This is a genomic window from Streptomyces shaanxiensis, from assembly GCF_039537145.1.
Taxonomy (GTDB): domain Bacteria; phylum Actinomycetota; class Actinomycetes; order Streptomycetales; family Streptomycetaceae; genus Streptomyces; species Streptomyces shaanxiensis.
Genome location: NZ_BAAAZY010000010.1, coordinates 1,127,968 through 1,154,375, shown reverse-complemented (window position 1 = coordinate 1,154,375; position 26,408 = coordinate 1,127,968). Strand labels below are relative to the sequence as shown.

The following is a 26,408-nucleotide window of genomic DNA, read 5'->3' as shown; positions in this document are numbered from 1 at the left end:
ACGACGCGGCCCGGCGGTGCCGCTGCGCACGCGCTGGCGGCACCGCCGGGCCCGGTGTCCTGTGTGGGTCTACTCGGTCACCTTCAGCAGCTTGTTGGGCGTTCCGCTGCTCGGGTTCGTGATCTTGTCACCGGTTGCCGCACCGGTGAGCGCGGTGGCGACCTGATCGGGAGTGGCGTCCGGGTGACCGGCCAGGTAGACGGCGACGGCTCCCGCGACGTGGGGGGTGGCCATGGAGGTGCCGGAGATCGTCTTGGTCCCCTGGTCGCTGTCGTTCCAGTCGGAGGTGATGTCCGAGCCCGGCGCGTACAAGTCCACGATCGAGCCGAAGTTGGAGAAGTCCGACTGGGCGTCGTCCTTGGTGCTGGACGCGACCGTGATGGCCTCGGGGACCCGGGCCGGTGAACCCTGCCCCGCGTCCGCCGACTCGTTGCCGGCGGCGACCGCGAAGGTGACACCCGAGGCGATGGCCTTCTTGACCGCCTCGTCGAGAGCGGGGTCCGCCCCGCCGCCGAGGCTCATGTTGGCCACCGAGGGACCCTGGTGGTTCTTGGTCACCCAGTCGATGCCGGCGACGACCTGCTCGGTGGTGCCCGAGCCGTTGTCGTCGAGCACGCGGACCGCGACGATCTTGGCCTTCTTGGCCACCCCATGGGAGGCACCGGCGATGGTTCCGGCCACGTGCGTGCCGTGGCCGTTGCCGTCGTCGGCCGTGTCGTCATTGTCGACGGCGTCGAACCCGGAGGCGGCGCGGCCCTCGAAGTCCTTGTGGCTGATGCGTACGCCGGTGTCGATGACGTACGCGGTCACTCCTTCCCCGGCCTTGTCCGGGTAGGTGTACTTGCCGTCGGCGGCCGTGTCCTTCTGGTCTATGCGGTCCAGGCCCCAGGACGGTGGGTTGTCCTGAGTGGCATTGATGTGGAACTTCTTGTTCTGGACCACCTTGGACACCGCGGGGTCGGCCGCGAGGCGCTTGGCCTCCGTCTCGGTCAGGCTGCCGGCGGAGAAGCCGTTGACCGCCGAGCCGTAGGTCCGGCTGACCTTGCCACCGTACTCGGCGGCCAGGTCTCGCTTCTCGGCCGTGGACGCCTTCTGGTCCAGAAGGACGATGTAGCTGCCGGCCACGGCTCCTTCGGCATTCAGGCCGTAGACCGTGCCCTCCACGGGCTGTCCCGCCTGAGCAAGCGGGGACACGTAAAGGCCGGTGCCGACGACGGTTGCGACGGCCGCGATCGCGGTGACGATCTTGGCCTTGCCTGAGCGTTTGTGATGCGCCGTCAAGAGGGGTCTCCTCGTGAAGTGGGGGGATTTGCGTTCGAACGGCAGCGCTGCGCGTCTCAGGAGAGTGCCTACTTGTCGCGAGCAGATCAATCTCTTGATGTGACCCCGACGTCCGCCGAATGGTCGACCTCCACGGGATTCACGCACATTCGAAGCAACCCGAGCGCAAATGTGCAGCACTGAACGCTGGTTGAATCACCAAGGAACGGTCCAGGATTATCTGTGCCGATTTCTTCACCGTCTACTCACATGTGGTGGGTTGAGCGTCACCTTGCACGGGCAGCCGGGTGCGCTCGAGGCACTGTTGGGCCGACTCCTGACCCGGACGGGGCACGGCCAAGACGTAGCCGACGTCGGTCTCTTCCGACGCCCACAGCGTGCGTCGGCCTCCACGCTCTACAGCTGCGGGAGCACCTCACCGGCGATGAGTTCCAGGTGGTCGAGGTCATTGAAGTCGATCAGTCGCAGATGGATACGGCTTGAGCCGATCGCGGAGAACTCGCCGAGCCGCTCCACGAGCTGGGCTGGTGATCCGACCACCGGATCCTCCGGCGGCAGCGCGCTCTTGACATGCAGCGGCGCCGCCCGCCGTTGCGCCTCCGCGTCGGTCCGGCCGATGGCGACCACGACCCCGGCCGAGAGCACCAGGGGTGGCTGACCGGCGTCGGCCCGTCCGGTCCGGTCGCACGCCTCGGCAACCCGCTGGTACGCCCGGGCCGTCTCCGCCACCGACTTGAAGGGCATGTTGAATTCGTCGGCATACCGAGCGGCCAGCTCCGGGGTGCGCTTGGGGCCGCGGCCCCCGACGATGATCGGCGGCGCCGGCACCTGCACGGGCTTCGGCAGGGCGGGCGCGTCGGCCAGTTGGTAGTGGTCGCCGCGATGGCTGAAGGTCTCGCCGACCGGTGTCCGCCACAGGCCGGTGATCACCGCCAGCTGTTCCTCCAGCCGATCGAAGCGCTCCGGGGCGGGCGGGAACGGGATGCCGTACGAGGTGTGTTCCCGTTCGTACCAGCCCGCGCCGAGTCCCAGCTCGACCCGCCCCCCGCTCATCCGGTCTGCCTGCGCCACCATCACGGCGAGCGGGCCCGGCAGCCTGAAGGTGGCCGAGGTGACCAGGGTGCCCAGCCGGATCCGGGAGGTCTCCCGGGCGAGCGCGCCCAGCGTGAGCCACGCGTCGGTAGGGCCCGGCAGCCCTGGATCGGCGCCCATCGCCTGATAGTGATCGGCCCGGAAGAAGCCCTCGAACCCGCAGGCTTCGACGAGTCGCGCGAAGCGCAGCTGATCCTCGTAGTCGGCGCCGCGGTGCGGCTCGGTGAAGACACAGATCCGCAGGCTCATCGCCCCTCCGTCTCGGCCGGCGTGGATGTGTCCCGTTCCATCAGCAGCTCGTGCAGATCGGCGCTGCACCGGGCCACCTCGCCCAGGTACGCGGTTCGGCCCAGCGTCCTCGGCCGCGGAATGGCGACGTCGACGATCTTGCGGATCCGACCCGGGCGCGGGCTGAGCACCACCACCCGGTCGGCGAGCAGTACGGCCTCGTCTATGGAGTGGGTGACGAAGACGACTGTTGACGAGTTTTCGATGTGGATGCGCTGCAGCTCCACCGCGAGATCCGCGCGGGTCAGCGCGTCGAGTGCGGAGAACGGTTCGTCCATGAGCAGCACCCGGGGCTCGCCCATCAGCGACCGGCACAGTGCGACACGTTGCTGCATACCGCCGGAGAGCTCGTGCGGCCGGTGCTTCTCGAAGCCGCTCAGTCCCGCCGTCTCCAGCAACCGCTTCGCCCGGTCGCGGTACTCGGCCTTGTTCCAGCCGAAGATCTCCACGGGCAGCAGGACGTTGTCGAGGACCGATCGCCACGGCAGCAGTGCCGGCCGCTGGAACAACATGGCGACATCCCGCCGGGCTCCGGTGACTCGCTCGCCGCCGATGGTGATCTCGCCCTCGGTGACCGGCAGCAGCCCGGCGATCAGCCGGAGCAGTGTGGACTTGCCGCACCCGGACCGGCCCACCACCGCCACGAACTCACCCTCGGCGATGTGAAGGCCGATGTCCTGGAGCGCCACCGTCGAACCGGAGCGGCTGGTGAAGCTCCGGGACACACCGGTGAGTCTGATCATCCGGCGGTCTCCCCATCCACTGGCGATCGCCATGCCGGCCGGTTCGTGACGCCCAGTCAGGCTACCCGCAGCAGGCCGCTCGGCGGTACCTGTCGTCCTGTCGCTGCATGCCCCAAGCCCCCACACCTGGCCCACAACTACCCATCGCTCGTACGCTGTTGACCGCACCAAGTGTCATGCCCGCGGCGGTTCCGTCACGCCGTTCCGTCTCGTCTGTCTCGACGCCCCTCCGCCGGCCCGGTCGGCGGTCGGAAAGGACAACACTGTGCGCATGATCAGGTTCGCCCGTACGGTCGCCGCGGTGGCCCTGACCACGGCGCTGGCGCTGGTTGCGGGATGTGGCGGCTCGGATTCCGACGAAGGTGCCGGTGAAGACGGCAAGGCGCTGAAGAAGGTGACCTACCTGACCTCGTTCGGCAACTTCGGCCGGGACGCGTACGCCTGGGTCGCGAAGGACAAGGGGTTCTTCGAAGAGGCCGGCTTCGACGTGGAGATCAAGCCGGGCCAGGGCACCGGCGGTGTGATTCCGGCCGTCGTGAGTGGCCAGGCGCAGTTCGGCCCGATCGACCTGACGGGAGGTCTGCTGCACATGGGCAGCGGTCAGGCGAAGGACTTCGTCGCCGTGGCCGCCATCCAACAGCGCACCATGGCCGCGATCGCCACCACCGAGGGCAACGGCATCGCCACACCGAAGGACCTCGAGGGCAAACGGCTCGCCGACACGCCCGGCTCCGTCGTACGCAACCTCTTCCCGACGTACGCCCGACTGGCCGGCGTGGACGCCGACAAGGTGACCTGGGTCAACGGCGAGGCACAGACCCTGATGGGCACGCTCGCAGGCGGTTCGGTGGACGGCATCGGCCAGTTCGTGGTGGGTAAGCCGACGATCGAGGCGGTGACCAAGAAGAAGGCCGTCCTGCTGCCGTACAGCGACGTGATGCCCGACCTCTACGGAAACGTGCTGATCACGTCGGAGAAGATCGCCGAGCAGGATCCGGAGATGGTGAAGCGGTTCACCGGTGCGCTGCTCAAGGGCTTGGAGTACAGCCTCGCCCACTCAAAGGAGGCCGCCGAGATCCTTGAGCGGAACGTGGACGCCACGAACCCGACCGCCGCGGCCGCCGAGTTGGCGTTGATGGCCGAGTACGTCACGCCGGGCGGTTCCGGCACGGCACTCGGGACGCTGGACTCCGCGCGTGTGGCGAGGAGCATCGCGATCCTGGAGCGAGCGGGCGCGCTGCGGCAGGGAATGACCCCTGAGCGGATCATCGACTTCGACCTGGTGCCGAAAGCCTGATCGCGCCGCGCCGGAGAAGGCTCGCGGGGAGAAGGATGGGATGACCGAACTCTCGAAGCCGCAGCAGGCCTCGGCGGCGGGCCCGGAGCCGGTGCCCGTGCCGCGAGTCGGTCCACGGCGCAGGACGGGCCTCGGCGTCCTGCTGCTGCCCTTGGCCGGGCTGCTGGTCGCGCTCGGCATGTGGTGGCTTCTCACCTCGGTGCTGGAGGCGATCCACCCGGCTGTACTGCCTCCGCCGGGTGCCGTGCTCTCGGCGTTCGCCGCGGCCCCGGGCCAGTTCCTGGAACATGCCGGCGACACCACGGTCGAGACGGTTGTCGGGTTCGTTCTCTCCAGCGCCTGCGGTGTCCTGATCGGACTGTCACTGGCGGGCTCGCGGGTACTGGAGCGCATGTTCATGCCGCTGCTGGTCGCCGTCAACGCGGTTCCGAAGATCGCGCTCGGGCCGCTGTTGGTGGGAGCGCTCGGCTGGGGGCAGAAGCCGGTCCTGACCATGGTCTTCCTGCTCTGCTTCTTCCCGATCGTGCTGTCCACCGCAGCCGGCCTCACCTCGACCCCGTCGGACCTGGCCGAGTTGGCGCGCTCGCTGGACGCCTCGCGCTGGCAGGCTTTCCGGAAGGTACGGTTGCCCGCCGCCTTGCCGCAGATCTTCGTCGGCCTGAAGGTGGCCATGCCTCTCGCCGCGATCGGCGCGGTCATCGGCGAGTTCCAGGCCGGTGAGAGCGGGCTGGGCTATCTGATCGTGCAGGCGGGTGGGGTCGGCGACACCGCCACCGCCTGGGCCGCGATCATCCTGATCGGATTGATGAGTATCCTGCTCTACTTCGCTTTGGTGTTGTTGGAACGGTTGGCGCTGCCCTGGGTCAGGGACACCACCTCGCGCGGCTGAACCGGCTGGGGTCGTGGCTGGGTCTGATGGGCCAGAGCCACGCCGACCAGGGGCCGGAGCGCGCCGGATCGCGCGGCTGGCAGCGCCGACCGACGCCTTACCTCGCAGATCGCCCCGCACCGGCGCCGGTTCCCGGTTTTCGTGCCGCCCCGTGCCGCCGGTGGCCGCACGGGGCGAACATCTGTTACTCAGGCGATCTCCAGCAACGGGAGTGAGTTGCTCCCGGACCACCCCGCTCTTCACTCATCGATTTCAGAGCATGATGAGCAGACGTGTATTCGGCTTGAGCTTCCTGTTCACCGAACGACTCTGCACGTATACCTCCAACTTGGGGTTGTTCCCCGCTTTCACGGAGACGGTCCCCTGGACGCCCGTGCCGAAAAGAAGGCTGCGTGCCGCGTCGCCCGTATAGGCTCGGTCGGTGTCCTTTTCGACCACGATAACTTCCTTGTTCTGCTGAACCTGGGCCCGGGCGCCCAGCTGGTAGTAACACGAACCACGTTCGTACGTCACGCCTGGATGCGAGTTGACGAAGGGGCGTATCTCGACCTCCTTGTCGACTTTCAGGAGCCGGTACTTGTCGGCCGGAATCGGTTCGAGGTTCGCCCGCACCTCGTCAACCGATATGTCCTGACCGACGGCGAACAGGTTCTTCGTGCCGCGCACCCCGTGCTCGCGCCCGCGGAGGAAGCTCGTGGCGGCAGCACGCACGGTGCCGATCGCCTCCTCGACGCCCTTCTGGGAATCCGCATCCCAGATGGCGATGTTGCCGGCCGGGAAGCCGTAGTTCTGGGCGGTCCGCTTGGCCAGGGAGTTCGGTACGAGGATCGCGGAAGTCCAATGGCCCGGAAGCCCGCCCATCTTCGCCGTGATCCTGTCGAGCCAGGGGCCAAGGATGGCCATGTCGCCGTCGTGCCGCCGGTCGCCGCCGGAGGCGTTCTCCTCGCCGTCCGTCACGACGATCTGGAGGAAGCTGTGCTCGCCGTATTCCTCCCAGATGTGGCCCAGGTCGTCGAGGGACTTCAGAGAAGCCTCGATGAGGGCCGTAGCTCCGTTGTTGACCTGGTACAGCCCCCGCATGGACGGCAGATGCTTGACGTCCATGTCCCAGACCAGATTCTCCACCCTGTGGTCGAAGGAATAGAGGCTGATCCTGGTCTCGTGGCCGAGGCTGTCCGACTCGGCCTTCAAACCTGCCACGAACTCGTCCACAACTCGAATGAGTTGACTTTCGTGCGGGCGCATTGAACCCGAACAGTCCACCACCAGCGCGACGTGATTCACCTTGTGCTGGATCTTGTTTGCGGACATGTTTGTGCTCCCCCTCTGAGGCTTTCCCCAAGTGATGTCTCCACTCTATGGGGAGGCACTGACAACGGCCTTTGACGCTCAATCACCTGCCTGCAGCCGGCGCTGCGTCCGGCATCCAGGAGGCGCCCGGCGATCACCCATGGCAGCTCACCGGAGGCGGACCGTCGCGCTGCTTCCAAGCCTGATGGCACCGACATGACCAAGATTGGGACCAGGCGCGCAGCAACTCGGTTTCGCATGCGGCGTTTCCACCCCGTTGCCGCAGGTCGGAAGCGGGGACGATGCGTACCGCAAGGAGACGAAGAACCTGCTGGGCCGACCGGGCTGCGATGACGTGGGACTCATGCGTGCTGGAACTGGCGGCCGAGCCGCGTGCCCACACGTACCCGTCCCCACCGCACACAAGGGAGTGGCGTCCCGGGCTGAGGAACGCCGAAAGGTCGTCGCTGTCGCGCCGCCTATGCCCGTTCCACTGCCACCATCGATGGTGCTCTGAACGACAGCAGGCCGAGAATGGGTGGCTCCCCCGTCCCGGCGGCCGGTCGGATGTCCGGAAGTCTGCGTGCTGCTGCCCGCAGGGCCACCGCCGCCTCTGTGCGCGCCAAGGATGCACCCGGGCAGCGGTGGCGACCGACGCCGAATGCCAGGTGGTGGCGGATGTTCGCCCGGTTCGGGCACATCCGTTCCGGTCTCGGGAAGACCTCCGGGTCGGATCCGCTGCCCATGAGCATCAGCAGCAACTGCGCACCGGCCGGCAGTCCGACTCCGCCCAGTCGAGTGGCCTGCGGGGTCACCCGGCGCCAGGTGGTCACCGGCGGCTCACGTCGCAGGACCTCTTCCACCCAGGCCTCGGCCAGGCCCGCTGCCCCGGCCACGCGCGGCCACCTGCCGGGCTCGTCCAGTGCCCGGCGCAGCACGGTGGCGATGAGTTGCCCGGTGGTGGACTGGCCGGCGATGAAGACGAAGAAGCACGCGGCGACCGCGGTCTCGGCGTCCAGTGACGTGCCGTCGGGCAGGCGGTGGCGGGCGAGTGCCCCGATGAACGAGCTGGAAGGGACCGTGCCGCTGCGCACGGTCACGGTGAGCCACTGATGGAATTCCGCGACGAGCTCTGCCAATTCCAGTTGCCGTTCGAGTGGAGGCCTGCCCCAGAACAGCTCCAGCGAGGCGTCACTCCAGCGGATCAGAGTGGCCGGTTCGACGCCCTGGATGCCGAGGACCTCCATCAGCACCCTGCACGGAAGGACCTGCGCGAATGAGGTGAACAGGTCGCAGCCGTCAGTGGAGTCGAGTTGGGACCGTACCCCGTCGAGCAGTTCGTCGGCGATGCGCTCGATCACCGGCACGGCCGCTGCGACACGCTGTGCGTTGAAGAACCGTGTGACCACGCGGCGCAGTCCGGAGTGGCTCAGGGTGCCGTTGTTCGCCAGGGCGGGCGGGAGCGTGAAGCCGACGCGAGCCAGGACCCGCAGCACGGCGACAGGCAGCGGGGTGACAGCGTGCTGGGCGTTGTCCGGGTGGAACCGCTCCGGGTCGAGAAGGACCCGGCGTACGTCCTGGTGGCGGCTGACCAGCCACAGCCCGGTAGCAGGGTCATGGTGGACGGGAGACTCGGACCGCAGGCGGTCCAGCCAGGGGTAGGGATCGCGGACGAAAGGGTCACCGAACAGGTCGAGCAGACCCAGCGGAGCACGGATGTCGGTGGATTCGGGGCCGGCCGCCGGGCCGCACCCGGCTGCTCCAGTACCGGGTGCGAAGGAATCCAGAGCCGGGGAAGTCACGGCCGGAAGTTAACACGCACGAGGCATGACCCCAGGCCGTGTGTGCGCGGCATCACTTGCTGCTCTCGGCTTCACCTCGTGGACCTCCCCTACGCCGCAGTGTGCTCCTGCTCGCCGTCCGGCACACCGCCGCGCCAGGGCAGGACCTTGCCGAACTGGATCACCTCTCCGTGGTGGGCGGGGGTCACGCCTTGGACTGGGCGCCGTGAGCGGATTGATCCTCGCCTTGGCGGGCCATGACCGAGAGGGGGTGCCGCGGGCACCGCCGAGCGACGGCATGACACCCCCGCGGATCCCACCCCGGCCGGGCTCAGGTTCGGCCGGGGCGGGTGTCAGAGGGTGCGGGACTTCACGCGGAGGAGGGCCGTGCGAAGGGCGGAGTGCAGGCGGGGTGTGTTCGTCCACTCGTGGTCGCGCGACGGGGAGACCTGCCAGTACAGACCCGGGCGCGTGACGCGGTGCAGCGGGGGGATCGCCACGTGGCAGCCCCGGCCCAGGACACGCACCTGCGGCAGCTCCCAGTCGGCGGCGGAGCCAGGAGGAGTCAGCCAGTACAGGCGTCCGCCGAAGCCGTCCCCGATCACGGCCCCCGTCTCGTCTCCGAGGTTGCGGAGTGCGTCGATCCCGAGGTCGAGCGGTACGCGTACGGCGTCCCACCAGCCGCCCGCGGCCACGATCCGCACCTCGACACTGCCCGGTTGCAGCCACCACGGGGTCCTGAAGACTGTCATCGCACTCACCGGCTCTCCGATCCGACACCCCGGACCGTAGGGCGAAGACGAACCGCCGACTTGCGTCCGCGCGCAGGGAAGTTTTCCCCGTGCGCAGCGTGCGGGAACGGCTCTCACCCGGGCACGCTACGTTCAAGTAGCTTTACGGGTCGTATTGATGTGCGAGCGTCAGGAGGCCTCTGTGGGACACCCCCGCCCCTTAGTGATCGACCCGACCGGCCGCGACATCCACGGCGAGGCCGCCCGGATACGCGAGCGCGGACCGGTGACCCTCGTCGAACTGCCCGACGGTGTACGGGCCTGGGCCGTCAGCAGTCCCGACCTCCTCAAGCGCCTGCTCACCGACCCACGCGTCTCCAAGGACCCGCGCCGGCACTGGCCCCGGTGGATCAACGGCGAGATCTCCCCGGAATGGCCGCTGTTCACCTGGGTCGCGGTGCAGAACATGTTCACCGCATACGGAGGTGAACACAAACGGCTGCGCGCCCTGGTCTCCAAGGCGTTCACCGCACGCCGCACCATGGCGCTCCGACCCCGCGTCGAGGAGATCACCACCGCCCTGCTGGAGCGGGTCGAGATAGCCGGACGGCACGGCCAAGTCGTCGATCTGCGCGAAGAGTTCTGCTATCCGCTGCCCATCCAGGTGATCAGCGAACTCTTCGGCCTGCCCGAGGAACAGGGCGCGGAGCTACGGGCCGTCGTGGACGGCGTCTTCCACACCTCCGCCACCCCGGAGGAAGTAACCGACATCTACGTACGGTTCTACGCGGCGATGGGCGAACTCGTCGCCCTCAAGCGGCGGTCGCCGGGCGACGACCTGACCTCGGCGCTCATCGCGGCCCGCGACGACGGCGACACCGGGCTGAGCGAGCAGGAGCTGCTCGACACCCTGGTGCTCATGGTCAGCGCCGGCCACGAGACCACGGTCAACCTGATCGACAACGCCATTCACCTCCTGCTGACCCATCCGGACCAGCTCGTCCACGTCCGCTCCGGCCTCGTCTCCTGGGAGGACGTGGTCGAGGAGGCGCTACGCGTGGAGGCGCCCGTCGCCAGCCTGCCGCTGCGGTATGCCGTCGAGGACCTCGTGATGAGCGAGTTCGGCGGCCCGGACGGGGTGGTGATCGGCAAGGGTGAGGCCATCCTCGCCGCCTACGCGGCCGCCGGACGTCACCCCGGGAAGTACGGCGAGGACGCCGACCGCTTCGACGTCGCCCGCGCCGACAAGGAGCACCTCGCCTTCGGCCACGGCGTGCACTTCTGCCTGGGCGCCCCGCTGGGGCGGCTGGAGGCCCGCATCGCGCTCCGGGCGCTCTTCGACCGCTTCCCCGGACTCCGACTCGCCGTATCCCAGCACGAGTTGGAGCCGGTCGACTCGTTCATCTCCAACGGCCACCGCTCCCTCCCGGTACTCCTGACCTGATCACTCGCCCCGCCACCACGCCAGCAGCCGGGCGCCCCATCCTCGCCCCACACGGACTGCCTCGGGCACCGCGGACGGCCCGGTCGTCGGCGCGGTGCCCTGCACGGGCGACTCGTCGCCGACGGTGGACGGGGTGACGGCGGCCGGCGGGAACGTCACCGGCAGCGCGGCCAGCGCGCGGTGGAAGGGGCCCGGCCGCCAGACCAGTTCCTCCACGGGTACGGCGAGTTCGACGTCCGGAAGGCGGTCGAGCAGCTTCTCCACCGCGACCGCCGCGATCAGCCGGGCCGGACCCTGCGCCGGGCAGTTGTGCGGGCCCGCGCTCCACGCCAGGTGGGCGCGGTTGCCCGCGCGCTGATCCGACGTCAGGGACGGGTCGGTGTTCGCCGCGGCGAGACTGACCATGAGCGGATGCCCCGCCCGCAGCAGCACCCCTTCGTACACGACGTCATGGATCGGGTAGTGCACGGCGTAGTTGGCCATGGGCGGGTCGGTCCACAGCACCTCGTCGAGGGCGTCCTCCACCGGCAGGCTGCCGCCAGAGAGACTGCCCGCGAACCGGTCGTCGGACAGCAGCAGCCGCAGGCCGTTGGCGATCAGGTTCTGCTGGGGCTCGGTACCCGCGCCCATGAGCAGGACGAGGGTGTGCACCATCTCCTCGTCCGTGAGCTCGGCGGGATGGGCCATGAGCCAGGACGTCACATCAGGCCCGGGCCGTCGGCGCTTCAGCGTGACGAGGTCCAGCAGCGTCGTCGCGAGCAGTTCGTTCGCCTTCTCGGCGTCCACTCCGTCGAAGATCCCGGACATCCCCTGCACCAGCCGCTCGCCGTAGTCGGCCGGGCAGCCGAACAGGCGGTTGAACACCAGCAGGGGAAGCACCTGGGCGTACTCGCCGAGCAGATCGGCCCGCCCGGCCGGGGCGATGCGGTCGATGAGCGTGTCCGCGCTCGCCTCGACGTAGCCGCGCAGGGTGGCAGGGGGCACCCGGGCCACGCTGTCCGTGATCGCGCCGCGCAGCCTGCGGTGCTCCGCGCCGTCGGCCCACAGCGCGTTCGGCCGGTACATCATCATCGGCACGACCGGGCTGTCCGGGGGTACGGTGCCGTCCGCGAGGTCCTTCCAGCGGCGGGCGTCCTTGGAGAACGTCTCGGTGCTGCGCAGCACGTGCAGGGCGGCGTCGTATCCGACGACGAGCGAGGCCCGCACGCCGGGCGCCAGTTCGACCGGTGCGATCGGGCCGACGTCGCGCAGCCGCCGATAGACGGCTGCCGGGTCGGTGGCGAACTCGGGCCCGTGCAGGGACTCGTGCGCGGGGTGCGCGGGGCAGCCCGGCGGCGGGTAGGGCGGTACGGAGGTCACGCATGCTCCAGGTGGCCGGTGCGGGTGAGGAGGTACTCGACGAGGCGGATGAGTGCCCGCGTGGCCGAGATCCGATCACGGGCGTCGCAGCGGACGAGGGGAGTTTCGGGCAGCAGGTCGAGGGCCTCGCGCACCTCGTCGAGCTCGTACGCGGGGGCGTCGTGGAACTGGTTCAGGGCGACCGCGTACGGCAGTCCGTGCTCCTCCAGTACGCCCATGACCTCGAAGGACTGGCTGAGGCGGCGGCTGTCGGCGAGGACGAGCGCGCCGAGCGCGCCCCGGGTCATGTCCTGCCACAGCCGGGTGAAGCGCTGCTGACCCGGGGTGCCGAAGAGGTAGAGCACCAGGCGGTCGTTGAGGGTGAGCCGGCCGAAGTCGAGGGCGACCGTGGTGGTCGTCTTGTCCCGCATGCCCGCGAGGTCGTCGACGAGGGCGCCGGCCTCGGTCATGACCTCCTCGGTGCACAGGGGCCGGATCTCGGAGAGCGTGCCGACGAACGTGGTCTTGCCGACCGCGAAGTGGCCCACGATCAGCAGCTTGACCGCCGTCTGCACGCTGGGCCGCAGGTAGACGTCGTCAGAGGCGGGCGCGGAGTCCATCGAGCACCTCCTGGAGGATGTTGGCGTCGGTCGGCCGGGCTGCGGGGATCGGGGCGCGGGTGAGGATGTGGCCGCTGTCCATGAGATCGGCGATCAGCACTTTGGCCACGCCGACCGGCAGCGACAGGTGGCCGGCCACCTCGGCGACCGACAGGGCTCCGGGCCGGCACAGTTCCATGAGCCTGCGCTTTTCCGGGTTGAGTCCGGTCAGCGGCAGATCGTCGGTGGCGATCAGCAGCGTGACCAGGTCCAGGGTGTTGCGGGTCGGGTGGGCGCGGCCGTCCGTGACGACGTACGACCGCACCAGCCTGTCTGCGGGGCGGCGCCGGGGTGTCATGCCGGGCTGCCGGTGTCCTGCCGGGCGGGGCTGGTCAGCTCCTTGCCGAGCCGGTCGACGAGTTTGTGCATGCGGTAGGTGACCGCCTCCATGTCGACGTCCTCGCCGGTGGAGACGGCGAGGTAGGCGCCCTCGCCGGCGGCGACCAGGAAGACGTAGCCGTGCGCGAACTCGATCATGGTCTGCCGCCACGGGGTGTGCGCGGAGCCGCAGAACTCGGCCGTGCTGCGGCTGATCGACTGGACGCCGGACAGACCCGCGGCCAGCCGTTCGGCGTCGTCGCGGTCGATGTCCTTGGAGAAGGCGCGGAGCATGCCGTCGGCGGAGAGCAGGATCGCGTGGCGCGCCTGTGGCACCTTCAGCACCTCGTCCAGCATCCAGCCCAACGTGTTGTTGGTGGGCCCGGTCATTCGTGGCTGTTCCCTTCTTCGTCGTGGAGCGTGTGCCGGGCGTCCCTGCCGGAGCGGGTGCCGCGTGCGAAGGCACCCATGCGGCGGGCGTTCTCCTCGGCCGAGCGGCCACCGACCTCATCGGCCGCTACGGGCTGCGGGGCCGGTTGCCGTGGGGAGCGGCGACGGCGCCTGGGCAGGCCGCCCGGCGTCGTCGCCTCCGCGGCTTCGGGTGCGGGGTCAGGGGCGGGTGCGGCATGGGGATCCGGGGCGGGGGTGGCCGGATCGGCGGTGGGGGCCGTGTCGGTCGAGTGCGTATGCGCAGGGGGGTGCGCGGGCGCGACGGCGGACGTGGGCGCGGGCCGTTCGGTTGGCAGCACGGGCGCCTGGACGGCTTCGTCCAGGTGTGTGAGCAGGGCGGCCGGCAGGAACACCACCGCGCGTACACCGCCGTACGGGGAGAGCGTGTCCACGGAGACGGTGAACCCGTAGCGCTCGGTGAGCGCCCCGATGACGGCGAAGCCGAAGCGGGGCGGGTCACCGAGCCGGACGATGTCCACGTCGTGTGTGCGGGCGAGCAGTTCGGCAGCGTGCTCGGCCGCCTGGCCGTCCATGCCGACCCCGGCGTCGTCGATCACCACGCAGGCGCCGTTGTGCACCGTCTGGACGGTGACCTCGACGGTCGTGCCCGGCTGCGAGTGACGCGCCGCGTTGTCGAGCAGTTCGGCGACCGCCAGCACCACCGGTTCGACGGCCCGGCTCCGCACGGCGATGTCGACCTCGCCGTTGATACGGATGCGCCGGTAGTCGCGGATACGGGAGGTGGCGCCACGTACGACCTCCACGAGTGCGGAGGTGGCACGCTGACGGCCCGGCCACGAGCCGCACAGCACGGCGATGACCTGGGCACGGCGGCCGAACTGGGCGTTGGCGTGGTCGATTTCGAGCAGGTCGCTCAGCACGCCGGGGTTGTCGTGCCGATCCTGCATCTCGGAGATGGACACCTGTTGTTCGTTGGCCAAGGCCTGCAGGGAGCGCATCGACGCCTTCAAGGCGGCCTTCGCCGACTGGTCGGCGCTCGACCGGGCGTGCTCGACCGCGCCGGCGAAGCGCTCCACGACACCGTCGAGGCACTTCGCGAACTCCGTGTCGGCGAGCCGGGTGTCGAGCAGACCGACGGCCGGGACCTGCTGGTGGGGCGCGTCCTCCAGGGCCGGCAGCCGGGCCGAGACGAGGTGCCGCAGTTCCTCGTCCCGTGCCCGAAGGCCGTCCCCCAGTTCGGCGTTCCGTCTGCGCTGCCGTGCGGTGATGCCGCGTTCACGCACCAGCAGCACGGCGACGGCGAGCAGGCCCACGGCCAGGCACCAGAACACCGCCTCCGGTATCTGTTCCGTCATCAAGTCCTCACAGCGGGTGGCGGTCGACGAGCGCACGACGGTAGTTGCGCGTCCGCATCCGCACTTGTCCGTGCGCGCATGGAAGTTGCCGCCGGACGCACGAGCGTTCGTGGGACGTGCCGATCGCGACCGGCTCGGCTCCGGCGTAGGCCAATGAGGCCGATACGAGTTCCGGAAACCGATTGCTGGTCCCTAGGCTGCGCCCCGAACAACAGTCCTCGAACACAGGGGCGTTCGGGGCCGCTCTCGAGGCCGTCGGGAGACGGCGCAGCAAAGGGGATGCGTTGCCCACGGGAAGCTACGTCGTGGAGACGACGAGGACCGCCGAGGTCGGAGCCCGCGAGCAGACCGATCTGTGGAGTGAGCGCGTCGCGGCGTACCAGACCAGGATGGACTACAAGTACGCCCGCGCCGAGGGCTTCCGCGGCGAGATGATCCGGCAGGGCAGCGACAGCTACCAGCTCGTCACCTGGTACAGCGACCAGATCGAGTACGCCCGCACACCGGGCCTGATCCGTCAGATGCCCGACCCCGACTACCGGCTCCTCTTCCCCCTCGCCGGCGAACTGCTGCTGCGACAGGACGACCAGGAGGTGCGGCTGACGCCGGGCACGGGCAGCCTGATCACACTCGGTGAGCCCTTCGAGATCCTGCACGGCGCGTCCCTGCGCGGTGTCATCATGTCGATCCCGGCCCAGGAGATCGACGGCCCGCTGAACCGGAAGGCGCCGCTGGCCACCGGGCTCGATCTGACCAAGGGGCTGGGCCGCGTGGTGCACTCCATGGTGCGCGGCCTGAACGACGAACGTGGCCATCTCACCACCCCGCAGTTCGACGCCGTCTGCGACCGCGTCGTCGAGCTGGTGTGCATGCTCGCCTGCGGGGACGACCGCCCCGACGTCCCGGGGCAGCTGACCGAGGTGGAGGCGGTGGTCCGCCGCCATGTGCGCGAGCACGCGGCCGACCCCGGCCTGTCCGGCGCCTCCATGGCCCGTGCCCTCGGCTGGTCCCTCCGCCAGATCCAGCTCGCGCTCCAACAGGTGGGCACCACGCCTCGCGACCTGATCCGCGAGGAGCGCCTACGTATGGTCCGCGAGCGTCTCCTGCGCGCCGACTGCGCGCACATGACGATCACGGACCTGACGTACGCCTCGGGCTTCTCCTCGGCGAGCGCGATGAGCACGGCCTTCCGTCGGCGCTTCGGGGTGAGCCCCCGGGAGATGCGTTCCAAGGCCCGCTGATCCCGCCCGCACGCATCGGCATCGACCCCGCGCGAACGGGGCCTCCCCGTGTCATTGACGGGCAGGCAGTTGATCGCGAACGATGACCGCCATGCGCTTCCTACGGCGGGTACGTGAGGATCTCTCCGCAGGAGAGAACCTGGAGCTCTATGTCACCGCGCTGCTCTCGCTGACCTTGGCCGTACTCGGCGCGCTCGACGTGGCCGACGGCGAGGTGCTCTCGGCCGCCATCCTGGCGACGCTCGCCCTGCTGGCCGGGAGTCTGTTGGGCAGCCGCCGCCAAGTCGCCGACCTGGCCGCGCAGATGCGCGCTCGCAGCCAGGGAGAGGTGTCGGCCCAGGACTTCTTCAGCACCGACAAGCCGGACGTCGTCCAACAAGTGCACGGCGCACGGGACATCAGGATCGTCGGAGTCACACTCGCGCGAACGCTCCGCAACCTCATCGACGAGTTGGAACACCGAGCGGTCGCCGGAGCGTTGGTCAAGGTCGCACTCATCGACCCGGACACCACGGCACCCGCGGAGGCCGCCCGACGCAGCACAATGCCTGACCGGCCCGAGGTCTACCAAAACCGGCTGCGCCCATCGATCGACCTGCTACGGGACCTTGTTGAGAAGCCGGGAGTCGACGGGCGGGTGGAGGTGCGCTTTCTGCCCTTCGTCCCTGCCTTCGGGCTGGTACTCCTCGACCCACAGCGGTCCCACGGGATCACCTACGTCGATGTCTACTCACACAGTTCTGCCAGCGGGGATGCCGTCTTCACGCTGCGGCCGGGCCGGGACGGACATTGGTACGAGCACTTCCACGGCGAGTTCGAGCGTGTCTGGGCGTCGGGGCGGCCGGCCGACTCCTCGGACGGCTTTCCCGCCGTTCCGAGCGTCTGACGCCCTGCGGGCACGGCCGGCTGCGCAGCAGCACCGGTTGAACGGCCGTGTGCCCGGGCGTCGGCGGGACTTCACCAGGTGTCGACGCGGCGGCGCGAGCCGCGCTGCCCGGGCTCAGGGTCAGGGTCATGCAGCAGCGTGCTGATCCAGCGTCGGGACTCGGCCGGGTCGATGACGTCGTCGATCTCGAAGACCGATGCGACGTTGAGGGCCTTGCCGTGCTCGTAGGCGGCCGCGACCCTGCGGGCGAACTCCCGCTCGCGCTCGTCCACGTCCTCGATGGCGGCCAACTCCCGGCGGTAGCCCAGCCGCACCGCACCCTCGATGCCCATCGGCCCGAACTCGCCCGTGGGCCACGCCACCGTGAACCGGGGGATGCGGAAGCCGCCGCCGGCCATGGCCTGGGCGCCCAGCCCGTAACCCTTGCGCAGCACGATCACCCCGAAGGGCACCGTGAGCGCCGAGGCGTGTACGAACATGCGGCTGACATGCCGGACGGTCGCGGTCTTCTCCGCCTCGGGGCCGACCATGAACCCGGGTGTGTCGCACAGGGAGACCACCGGCAGCCCGAACGCGTCGCACAGCTGCAGGAAGCGGCTCGCCTTGTCGGCCGCGTCGGAGTCGATGGCGCCGCCCAGATGCCGCGGGTCGTTGGCGAGGATGCCGCACGGGCGGCCCTCCACCCGGGCCAGAGCGGTGACGACGCCGCGTCCGAAGTGCCGTCGCAGCTCCAGGACGGAGTCCACGTCGGCGAGGGTGGCTACGACCGCACGTACGTCGTACGCCCGCCTCCGGTTCTCGGGAATGAGGTGGCGCAGTTGCCGCTGGTCGGGGCACTCCCATTCCGTCACCGGGCCCTGGAAGTACGACAGATACGTGCGCGCCAGCCGGACGGCATCCGCGTCGTCCTCGGCCTCGAGGTCGATGACGCCGTTCGCCCGCTGGACCTCGACCGGCCCGATGTCCTCCGGGGCGTAGCTGCCCAGTCCCCCGCCCTCGATCATCGCCGGGCCGCCCATGCCGATGGTGGCCTCGGGCGTGGCGATGATGACGTCACAGCAGCCGAGCAGCGCGGCGTTGCCGGCGAAGCAGCGCCCCGAGCCGATGCCGACCAGCGGCACCTTCCCGTTCAGGGACGCGAACAGCGTGAAGGCCATGCAGTCCAGGCCGGAGACCACCGTGCCGTCCACATCGCCCGGCCGGCCGCCGCCCCCTTCGGCGAACAGGACGACGGGCAGGTGCGCCTGTTCGGCCAACGCGAAGAGGCGGTCCTTCTTGCGGTGGCCCATGATGCCCTGGGTGCCGGCCATCACGCTGTAGTCGTACGACATCGCCACCACGCGGGCGGAACGGGGGCCGAACCGGTCGGCCCCCACCGTGCCCACCCCGCCGACCAGGCCGTCGGCGGGGGTGCGGCGGATGAGGTCGTCCAGGGACCGGCGGCTGCGCTGGGCGGCGATGGCCAGGCCGCCGTACTCGACGAAACTGCCCGGGTCACACAGGTCGGTGATGTTTTCGCGGGCGGTGCGCCGCCCCTCGGCGTGCCGCCGGGTGACCGTCTCAGGGCGGTCGGCGTCGTTGCCGAACCGCTTGCGCGCCCGCACCTCCTCCAGATCGGCGCGTGGGGCGTCCGGATCCGGCCGCTCCTTGGGGCGCGGCTCACCGTCCGCCGCGCCGGTTGTCTCCATCACCACCAGCGGCTGACCGTGCTCGGCCAGTTCACCCAGCTCCGCGCGTACGGCGACGACCACGCCGTCGCCCGGCGCCTGGAGCAGGTGCTCCATCTTCATGGACTCCAGGACCACCAGGGTGCTTCCGGCCCGTACGCGCTCTCCTTCGGCGACGGCGACGTCGACGACGGTGGCCGTCATGGGGGCGGTGACGGTGTGCGTGCCCTGCGGCTCGAACGCGTCGGCGACCCCCGCGTCCTTCTCCGCATCCTTGTCCGGGTCTGTCTCCTGCGAGACCAGTGCGGGCAGGAGTTCATCAAGGAGCGCCGTGTGCAGCCGCCCGGCGACGACCTCGGGTGCCTCCAACAGCCGCCGCAGCACCTCGGTGTTGGTGGCGACTCCCTCTACCCTCAGCTCCGCCAGGGCTCGGCGGGCGCGGGCGAGCGTGTCGGGCAGGCTGCCGGAGCCGTCGTGGGCGACGAGCTTGGCCAGCAGTGAGTCGAAGCGCGGGCTGACCCGGCCCCCGGGAAACGCGGCGGTGTCGACGCGCACACCCGGCCCGGCCGGCGGCCAGAAGACGTCCAGCGTGCCGGCGGAGGGCAGCACCGTCCCGTCGGGGCGAACCGTCTCGGCGTTGACCCGCACCTGCACCGCGCAGCCGCGGGGAACGGGAGCCTGCCCCGCCGCGATGCGGTCGAGGCTCTCGCCCGAGGCCACCCGCAGTTGGGCCTTGACCAGGTCGATGCCGGTGACCTCCTCGGTGACGGTGTGTTCGACCTGGATGCGCGGGTTGGCCTCGAGGAAGTAGAAGCCCGGGGAGCCGTCGCCGGTGTCCACGAGGAACTCGAACGTGCCGAGACCGGCATAGGCGACCTCCCGGGCCATGCGCAGCGCCGCATCGTGCAGCCCGGCCCGCACCGCCTCGTCGAGGCCGGGCGCCGGCGCGATCTCCACGATCTTCTGCCGGTTCCGCTGCAGGCTGCAGTCGCGGTCGCCGTAGCCGACGACGGCGCCCGTGCCGTCACCGAGCACCTGCACCTCGACATGGCGGGCACGCCGCAGCAACTGCTCGACGTAGACCGCGCCGTCGCCGAAGGCGTGCGAGGCTTCGGAACGGCAGCGCCGGACGGCCTCCTCCAACTGCCCTGCCTCGTACACCGCCCGCATGCCGCGCCCGCCGCCGCCGGCGACCGCCTTGACCATCACCGCGGCCCCCTCGCCGAGGCCGGCCATGAACGCACGCGCCTCCTCGATACCGGTGTCGCCGTACGTCGCCGGCAGCACCGGCACACCGAGGCGCGCGGCGAGTTCACGGGCCGCGGTCTTGTCGCCGAGCGTCCGCAGCACCTCGGGGCCCGGCCCGACCCAGGTGAGTCCGGCGTCGGTGCACTGCTGTGCGAAGTCGGCGTTCTCGGCCAGCAGTCCGTAGCCGGGGTGGACCGCGTCGCAGCCCGTGCGCACCGCCGCGCCGACCAGGGCCGCCGCGTCCAGGAAGGCCCCCGGCCCCTCGCCGTCGAGCACCACGACCTCGTCCGCCATGCGGGTGTGCAGCGCGTCCGCCTCGTCGCGGGAGCGCAGCGCCACCGTCTGCAGGTCCAGCTCGCGGGCGGTGCGCATCACCCGTACCGCGATCTCACCGCGGTTGGCGACCAGCAGCTTGGCCAGACCCATCGTCACCGGTCCTTTTCGTCAGCATCGGCAGCGGCCGGGGACGCATCGGAAGCGGCCAGGGACGCCGGAGAGACGGCGATGCGCGCGGCCCGCTCCAGCAGTTCGCCCTTCGTCACCTTGCCGGTGGTGGTCATGGGCAGGGCATCCACGCACCTCACCACGGGCACCTTGTACGGGGCCATGTTCGCCCGCGCCCACGCGCGCACGCCCTCGGCGTCCAGCGCGGCGCCGGGGCGGGGCTGGACGAACGCCAGCGGCACCTGGCCCCGTTGGGGATCGTCCATCGGTACCACCGCCGCGGTCAGCACATCCGGGTGCCGGGCCAGCAGCGCCTCCAGCTCGGACGGGAAGACGCTCATACCCGAGACCTTGATCATCTCCTTGGTGCGGCCGAGGTAGTGCAGGCACCCGTCCTCGTCGATCATTCCGATGTCGCCGGTGTGCAGCCAGCCGCCGCGCAGGACCCGGCCGGTGGCCTCCGGCTGCCGCCAGTATCCGGTGAGCACAGAGGGAGAGCGTACGAGGATCTCGCCGCTCTCGCCCAGCGGCAGCGGCTCGGCGCTTTCCCCATCGGCCACCATGAACTCGGTTCCCGGCACGGGCAGTCCGCAGAAGACCGGCTCGGTCAGCAGGTCGTGGTCCCCGTGCTGGAACCCGGTGGTGAAGGAGTCCGCGGTGTGCGTCTCGGTCATGCCGTACGCCGCCTCCTGCAGCACGCTGTGCTCGCCGACCAGGGAGCTCCACCGGGCCCGGATCGCCGGCGTCAGCTTGCGCACGAACGACATGGCCCGCGGCTGCGCCAGGCTGGACAGGTCGGTGCCGGGCAGGCCGGGATGCTCCATCAGCTCGACGTAGTTGTCGACCGTGCCCAGCATCAGCGTCACGCGGTACCGCTCGATCGCCTGCAGCACGGCCTCGGGGTCCCACCGGGTGAGCAGCACGATGCCGCTGCCGGTGAGCAGCGGCAGCAGGATGCCGAAGTCCTCGCCGGCGATCCAGAAGACCGGCACGTAGATCAGCAGCACGTCGGGGTTGTCGCCGGAGAGGTCCATGCCGCTGGCGGCCGCCGCCGTCGCCGCGGTGTAGAGCATGTGCCGCTGGGAGTGTTCACACCCCTTGGGCAGGCCGGTGGTTCCTCCGGTGTAGTTCAGGGCGGCGAGCGCGTCCAGGTCGGCCGGCTCGTCCTGGCCGCGGGCGCCGCCGACGGCCTGCCCCCACCCAGTGCCGGTCGGGCCGGCACCGGCCAGGCCGGAGGGCAGCGGCAGCACCGGATCGGAGGGGAGCATGTCTGCGAGGCCGGTGACCAGCACGCTCCGTACGGCTGTCTCGGACCGCACCGCCTCGACCAGCGGACGCAGGGTGTCGAGAGTGATCAGGATCTCCACCCCGGCGTCGGCCAGCTCGTGCCGCAGCTCGTACTCCCGGAACATCGGGTTCACCGGGACGTGCACGGCTCCGGCGCGCAGGATGCCGAGCATGGCGACGATGAACTGCGGGCAGTTGGGCAGGAACACCCCGACGCGGTCTCCGGGGCGTACGCCGCTGCGCTGCAGCCAGCCGCACAGCCGCGCCGTCAGGTCCTCCAACGCCGCGTACGTGATCTGCTCGCCGTAGAAGGTGATCGCGACGCGGTCGGGATGGCCCCGGGCCCAGTGCCGCAGGTGGTCGGTGAGCGGCCGCTGCCCGAGCGGGTACACCACCTCCCTCGGCATCGAGGCCGGCCATACGCGCTGCTGGCGGGCCCGTACATCGGCCAAGTACTCCTCCACGCGCGCGTTGTCCGCCACGACGGCCTCCACCCGGCTCTGGCATACCAACTGGTCGGCATGTGCCGCATCACCGTAAAGGGAGCCCGCGAGCCGGGACAAGGGTCCGGACGCAGTGGGGGCAGGCCGGGGACTTCCGTCTCCTTGAACTGCGCGAGGCCGGGCCGTTGACTCGCGCGGCCGGGCCGGTGGCTGCCGACCCGCCGACGATGATCCCCACACCGGCAGGTTACGAACAAGCCAGAGCCGCGTCAGGAGGCTCGCGTACGTGTCCGAAGTGCTCTGGCGCAGTGGCGGCGCGGCCGCCACTGGACGCCCTTGACGTCCACCCTTCACACCGAGGCAGGCCGGGATACCCAGGGCCGCCGGCGCAGAGCCCGAATCCGCTTGGACATGCCGGCGGAAAGCCCTGTTCACGAGCCCTTTCAGATCGACCGTGCGGGCCGAATCAACTCACCCCGCGACTAATTGAATTCGGTACGAGTGAATCGTGAATTGACGCCGCCGGGGCTGATGAAAATCAAGCGCAGGTATGCGTGCAGTTCATCCATCCCCGGTCAGGGAGACGATCCACGCGCGGAGACCGCGTATTCGGCAATGGCGCTAATTCGGCTTCAGCACGGCTTCGCATCCCGGCATGCTCTGGGTGCCCAGGCGCCAGGGCCGATCACCGGTCGAGCAGGCGTCGGCCAAGGCGCGATGGGAGGGGTCTGCGAGGACCGAGAACTGTTGAAAGCGGCAAGGACATCCGGGTGTCGCGCCGGGATGAGCCGCAGCCGCACGTTCAGCGCTTGCGGCCACACCATTTCCCCCGTTTCCCTCGCACTCCGCGAAGGCCGGCTATTGGGTCCCGGCCGCGGTCGGCAGACCACGCGCCGGAGCCGTCAATACCTGTCTCCTCCGATTGGCCCGGCGATCGAAGCAAGGTGACCGAAGCAAGGTGACCGAAGCAAAGGGAAATGCGCACGGCTGCGAGATCGAAATTCAGCGCCCTATCGTCAGGAGCAGGTCATGAAAAGAACGAAGAGAACGCGTCACCACACCGTGGCACTTCTGGCCACGGTGTGCGGTTTCACTCTGTGCCTCACAGGCGTGGCCCGCGCGGCCGGCGCACCGACGCCACACATTCTCGCCACGACACTGGTGAACAAGACCGGCACCACCATCACGGTCACCGCCGGAGTCGGACGGGGCAACACGATCAGTGTCTGGCAGTCAGGCAGCAGCATCAGAATCAGAGACACCGGAGACACGGTCGCCCCGTCCGGCGACTGCTACGCCATCAACACGACCGAAGTCGCCTGCAGGGCCGCCGACACCACCGAACTCGTGGTCAACGCCGGCGACCAGGACGACAACGTCACCTCCTCGCTGGCGGCCCTCGGCGTCACCCTCATCGGCGGTGCCGGCAACGACAACCTCTACGGCGGGTCCGCCAACGACACCCTCGAAGGCGACGAGGGCTCCGACTTCCTCTCCGGCGGCGCAGGCAACGACACGCTGACCGCAGGAGCCGAGGCGGACAGGATCTTCGGCGGCTCCGGCAATGACTCCATCGAGGGACGCGGCGGCTCGGACGTCGTGGACGGCGGTGCCGGCAACGACGTGATCTACGGCGGCAACGGCAACGAGCGGATCGTCGCCGGCACCGGCAACGACTACGCCGAGGGCGGCAACGGCCGGGACACCATCGACGCCGTGGACAACGTCAGCGGCAACGACTACGTCGAAGGCGGCGCCGACGTGGACGACTGCCGCGCCGACTTGGGCGACAACGTCAGCGGATGCCCCTGACCAGCGCGAGTGAGCAGCACGCCAGTACCCGTACAACAGCGAGACAACACGAAAGGCGGGCACCGATGAGAACACGGAGTATCTGCACCACGGTGGTGGCGATCGGCGCACTCACCTGCGCCCCACTGACCGCCGCCTCCGCCGCGCCCGGTGCGGCCCCCGGCGGGGGCCTGGCAGGCACCACGGTCGTGCAGGAGGTGGGTGACGCCCTGGTCGTCACAGCTGACCAGGGGGTGGCGAACGACATCACCATCCGGCGTCAAGGCAACGTTGTCGTAGTGACGGACGCCGGGGACACCGTGGCCGCCGTCGCCCCGTGTCAGTCGACCGGGACGCACACTGCAGAGTGTCCGCTGCCGGTCACGTCGATACGGGTCAACGCCGACGACGCCGATGACAGGGTCACCATCTCCCCGAACCTGGAGGCCGCGGGAACGGTGATCGGCGGTGCGGGTGACGACCGCCTCATCGGCGGCCCCCGGGCGGACCGGCTCGTCGGCGATGATCCGGCTGCCACCGGACTGCGGGCGACGCCGGGCAACGACACCATCAACGGCGGCCCCGGCAACGACACGATCTCCGGGCTGGCCGGCAACGACACCATCAACGGCAATGCCGGCAACGACACCCTCAACGGCGACAGCGGCAACGACACCCTCGGGGGTGACCAGGGCAACGACACCCTCACCGGGGGCAGCGGCAACGACACGCACATCGGCAGCGAGGGCAACGACACCCTGAACGCCGTGGACAACGTGATCGCCAACGACAGCCTCGACGGCGGCCTCGGCTTCGACACCTGCAACCGCGACACCGGCGACACGGCCCTCAACTGCCCCTGATCAACGACCCTTCGTGCGGCCGGATGTGAAACTCACGAGGAAGCGTGAGAGCCCCCTGGGACCGATCGGGTCGAAGGCGTCGCCGGACAGCCGTACCGGCTGTCCGGCGACAGGATCACAGGCGGGCAGAACGACAGCAGGTGAAGACCGGCTGCTGGTCGGCGATAGCGACGGTGGTGGGACCCTTGGTCAGGCCGCGCTCGGCGCCTGCCGAAGGTGGCGCCCGTACGCGCCTACTGCACCGGTTGTGTCGTGCGTTGTGCGCGCCTGAGACGCGTCCGGGAGCAACACCGAAAGCGCGCTTGAAGGCGCTGGCGAAGGCGAATTCGGAGGTGTACCCGATCTGTTGGGCCACCACTGCTTGTGGATCGTCTCCATCGCGCAGGATCCGAGCCGCGGCGCTCAGCCGCCACCAGATCACATACGCCATCTGCGCCTGTCCCACCAAGTGGGTGGCCCGCCTCGCGAAGACCGTCCTCGACATGCCGAGCCGATGGGCGAGTTCTGCACCGTCCACGGGTGCGCCGTGTGGCGGTGAATGTGGTTCAGCGCAGCGGCGATCGCCGGATCGGTCAACGCGGCGCACCAGCCGGCGGAGGGGCTGCGAGAGGTCTCCACATCCAGCCACGCACGCAGGACGTAGACCAGCAGCAGGTCCAGCAGGGCAGGCAAGGCGGCGTCCACTCCCGGCCTTGAGTCCCGCACGTCCGCACCGAGCAGATCGACAGCGGTCCGCAGCGCCGGGTGGCGGCCTGGTCCCGCGGGAATGTGGATCACCTCGGGCAGTGCCCGCAGGAAGGGGTGCACCTGTCCACGGTCGAGCCGGTACGCACAGCACAGCAAAACGGCCCGCCTCCGCCGTGCCCTGCCCACGGGTCACTTGCGACGACGTCCCTGCCTTCCGGGTCCGCCTCGGGTGGCAGGAGGGCCAGCATCTGGTCGGGATAACTCCTGATGCCGTGCATGGCCCCGTAGGGCAGGAAGACCACATCGCCTGCCGTCAGCAGCAACGCCGCGCCGTCGGGCGGCAGAACAACGAACACGGGTGATGACGGGGGAATTCAGTCAGCACCAAACCAGCACGAGAGTCAGCACGACACCGCCAAATCACCCCCAACTACGCTTCCCGAACAGCACTCCTTTCGTCCCTCTCCAAGCCTCTCAGCCGCCCTCAACCGCCCCTCCACGAGCGGGCATGGTGGTCCCACGCATACCACGCCCCGAACTATGTTGCCCCACCACATGTGCGCCTGACCTGCACGTTTCTACGGTGTGCGAACACGTACCCGTCCCCACCGCACACGAGGAAGTGGCGCACATGGCCTCCGGAACCACCGCTCCCCCACCACCCGCGAACCTCCGTCGCATCGTCGCCGCAAGCCTCATCGGCACCGCCATCGAGTGGTACGACCTATTTCTCTATGGCCACGCCACAACCGGATGAGACGGGACTCCTCGGCTCGGAGATCCGACCGCCACCGGACCATCACCGCCCCAGCTGAGACCGTCTCCGCGAGTCGAACACCCGCAAGATGCTTTAGCGGCTTTCGCATGTGCTCGCTGCCCAGGTCAACATGGGTGCGGGTCAGGCAGCCCAGGATGTCGTCGGCACGAACGAACT

The 26,408-nt window shown here is 69.7% G+C and carries 22 protein-coding genes; 7 read left to right on the top strand and 15 right to left on the bottom strand.

The genetic code is table 11. The features are described 5' to 3' along the window. Positions 1-69: 69 nt before the first annotated feature. From ABD932_RS18575 to ABD932_RS18565, 3 genes are all read right to left on the bottom strand, one after another. A complete protein-coding gene (locus ABD932_RS18575; RefSeq protein WP_345014039.1) occupies positions 70-1,281 on the bottom strand; it encodes a S8 family peptidase in 1,212 nt (403 codons plus the stop codon). Between the two features lie 396 nt (positions 1,282-1,677). Then, entirely contained in the window at positions 1,678-2,622 is a 945-nt protein-coding gene (locus tag ABD932_RS18570) for an LLM class F420-dependent oxidoreductase (protein WP_345014037.1), read from the bottom strand. After that, on the bottom strand, positions 2,619-3,404 hold the full coding sequence (locus ABD932_RS18565; protein WP_345014035.1) for an ABC transporter ATP-binding protein: 786 nt from the start codon (positions 3,402-3,404) through the stop codon (positions 2,619-2,621). The genes ABD932_RS18570 and ABD932_RS18565 overlap by 4 nt, the downstream gene beginning before the upstream one ends. Before the next feature lie 271 nt (positions 3,405-3,675). Here ABD932_RS18565 and ABD932_RS18560 point away from each other — a divergent pair, with 271 nt between their 5' ends. After that, positions 3,676-4,701: an ABC transporter substrate-binding protein gene (locus ABD932_RS18560; protein WP_345014033.1), complete on the top strand. Its 1,026-nt coding sequence runs from the start codon at positions 3,676-3,678 to the stop codon at positions 4,699-4,701. A gap of 40 nt (positions 4,702-4,741) precedes the next feature. Further along, positions 4,742-5,590: an ABC transporter permease gene (locus ABD932_RS18555; protein ID WP_345014031.1), complete on the top strand. Its 849-nt coding sequence runs from the start codon at positions 4,742-4,744 to the stop codon at positions 5,588-5,590. Positions 5,591-5,842: 252 nt separating this feature from the next. On the opposite strand, the gene ABD932_RS18550 is transcribed toward ABD932_RS18555, so the two are convergent. The 3 genes from ABD932_RS18550 to ABD932_RS18540 all read right to left on the bottom strand — a co-directional run bounded on the left by ABD932_RS18550 (position 5,843) and on the right by ABD932_RS18540 (position 9,413). After that, the gene (locus tag ABD932_RS18550) at positions 5,843-6,901 is read right to left on the bottom strand and encodes a vWA domain-containing protein (RefSeq protein WP_345014029.1); all 1,059 of its coding nucleotides are present in this window, start codon (positions 6,899-6,901) and stop codon (positions 5,843-5,845) included. Between the two features lie 458 nt (positions 6,902-7,359). Next, positions 7,360-8,682 carry a cytochrome P450 gene (locus ABD932_RS18545; protein ID WP_345014027.1) on the bottom strand — a complete coding sequence of 441 codons (1,323 nt, stop codon included), beginning with the start codon at positions 8,680-8,682 and terminating at the stop codon, positions 7,360-7,362. A gap of 332 nt (positions 8,683-9,014) precedes the next feature. After that, positions 9,015-9,413, bottom strand: coding sequence for a hypothetical protein (locus ABD932_RS18540; protein ID WP_345014025.1), 399 nt, complete (start codon positions 9,411-9,413; stop codon positions 9,015-9,017). A 181-nt stretch (positions 9,414-9,594) separates the two neighbouring features. On the opposite strand from ABD932_RS18540, the gene ABD932_RS18535 reads away from it, so the two are divergent. Beyond that, positions 9,595-10,836, top strand: coding sequence for a cytochrome P450 family protein (locus tag ABD932_RS18535; protein WP_345014023.1), 1,242 nt, complete (start codon positions 9,595-9,597; stop codon positions 10,834-10,836). Here ABD932_RS18535 and ABD932_RS18530 read toward each other — a convergent pair whose 3' ends face one another. Genes ABD932_RS18530 through ABD932_RS18510 form a run of 5 tightly spaced genes read right to left on the bottom strand, consistent with a single transcriptional unit; the run spans position 10,837 to position 14,917 of the window. Next, the gene (locus ABD932_RS18530; protein ID WP_345014021.1) at positions 10,837-12,195 is read right to left on the bottom strand and encodes a cytochrome P450; all 1,359 of its coding nucleotides are present in this window, start codon (positions 12,193-12,195) and stop codon (positions 10,837-10,839) included. Continuing rightward, the gene (locus tag ABD932_RS18525; RefSeq protein WP_345014019.1) at positions 12,192-12,794 is read right to left on the bottom strand and encodes a GTP-binding protein; all 603 of its coding nucleotides are present in this window, start codon (positions 12,792-12,794) and stop codon (positions 12,192-12,194) included. Before ABD932_RS18525 ends, ABD932_RS18530 begins: the two co-directional genes overlap by 4 nt. Further along, the gene (locus ABD932_RS18520; RefSeq protein ID WP_345014016.1) at positions 12,772-13,131 is read right to left on the bottom strand and encodes a DUF742 domain-containing protein; all 360 of its coding nucleotides are present in this window, start codon (positions 13,129-13,131) and stop codon (positions 12,772-12,774) included. Before ABD932_RS18520 ends, ABD932_RS18525 begins: the two co-directional genes overlap by 23 nt. Beyond that, positions 13,128-13,541 carry a roadblock/LC7 domain-containing protein gene (locus tag ABD932_RS18515; protein ID WP_093911285.1) on the bottom strand — a complete coding sequence of 138 codons (414 nt, stop codon included), beginning with the start codon at positions 13,539-13,541 and terminating at the stop codon, positions 13,128-13,130. The genes ABD932_RS18520 and ABD932_RS18515 overlap by 4 nt, the downstream gene beginning before the upstream one ends. Then, a complete protein-coding gene (locus ABD932_RS18510) occupies positions 13,538-14,917 on the bottom strand; it encodes an ATP-binding protein (RefSeq protein WP_345014011.1) in 1,380 nt (459 codons plus the stop codon). Before ABD932_RS18510 ends, ABD932_RS18515 begins: the two co-directional genes overlap by 4 nt. Before the next feature lie 284 nt (positions 14,918-15,201). Here ABD932_RS18510 and ABD932_RS18505 point away from each other — a divergent pair, with 284 nt between their 5' ends. Together ABD932_RS18505 and ABD932_RS18500 are read left to right on the top strand one after the other, a co-directional pair. Next, positions 15,202-16,158: an AraC-like ligand-binding domain-containing protein gene (locus ABD932_RS18505; RefSeq protein WP_345014009.1), complete on the top strand. Its 957-nt coding sequence runs from the start codon at positions 15,202-15,204 to the stop codon at positions 16,156-16,158. A gap of 91 nt (positions 16,159-16,249) precedes the next feature. Beyond that, positions 16,250-17,044, top strand: a complete 795-nt coding sequence (locus ABD932_RS18500; protein WP_345014007.1) for a hypothetical protein — start codon at positions 16,250-16,252, stop codon at positions 17,042-17,044. Between the two features lie 71 nt (positions 17,045-17,115). Here ABD932_RS18500 and ABD932_RS18495 read toward each other — a convergent pair whose 3' ends face one another. Together ABD932_RS18495 and ABD932_RS18490 are read right to left on the bottom strand one after the other, a co-directional pair. Next, positions 17,116-20,385 carry a carboxyl transferase domain-containing protein gene (locus ABD932_RS18495; RefSeq protein WP_345014005.1) on the bottom strand — a complete coding sequence of 1,090 codons (3,270 nt, stop codon included), beginning with the start codon at positions 20,383-20,385 and terminating at the stop codon, positions 17,116-17,118. Positions 20,386-20,387: 2 nt separating this feature from the next. Further along, the gene (locus ABD932_RS18490) at positions 20,388-22,172 is read right to left on the bottom strand and encodes an AMP-binding protein (protein ID WP_345014003.1); all 1,785 of its coding nucleotides are present in this window, start codon (positions 22,170-22,172) and stop codon (positions 20,388-20,390) included. A 990-nt stretch (positions 22,173-23,162) separates the two neighbouring features. Between ABD932_RS18490 and ABD932_RS18485 the strand changes: the two genes are divergently transcribed. Both ABD932_RS18485 and ABD932_RS18480 read left to right on the top strand, forming a co-directional pair. Further along, a complete protein-coding gene (locus ABD932_RS18485) occupies positions 23,163-23,945 on the top strand; it encodes a calcium-binding protein (protein ID WP_345014001.1) in 783 nt (260 codons plus the stop codon). A 65-nt stretch (positions 23,946-24,010) separates the two neighbouring features. After that, a complete protein-coding gene (locus ABD932_RS18480) occupies positions 24,011-24,787 on the top strand; it encodes a calcium-binding protein (RefSeq protein ID WP_345013999.1) in 777 nt (258 codons plus the stop codon). Between the two features lie 115 nt (positions 24,788-24,902). Here ABD932_RS18480 and ABD932_RS18475 read toward each other — a convergent pair whose 3' ends face one another. Together ABD932_RS18475 and ABD932_RS44010 are read right to left on the bottom strand one after the other, a co-directional pair. Beyond that, positions 24,903-25,304, bottom strand: coding sequence for a helix-turn-helix transcriptional regulator (locus ABD932_RS18475; protein ID WP_345013997.1), 402 nt, complete (start codon positions 25,302-25,304; stop codon positions 24,903-24,905). Next, positions 25,205-25,660: a cupin domain-containing protein gene (locus tag ABD932_RS44010; RefSeq protein ID WP_425587475.1), complete on the bottom strand. Its 456-nt coding sequence runs from the start codon at positions 25,658-25,660 to the stop codon at positions 25,205-25,207. The genes ABD932_RS18475 and ABD932_RS44010 overlap by 100 nt, the downstream gene beginning before the upstream one ends. Positions 25,661-26,408 lie beyond the last annotated feature (748 nt).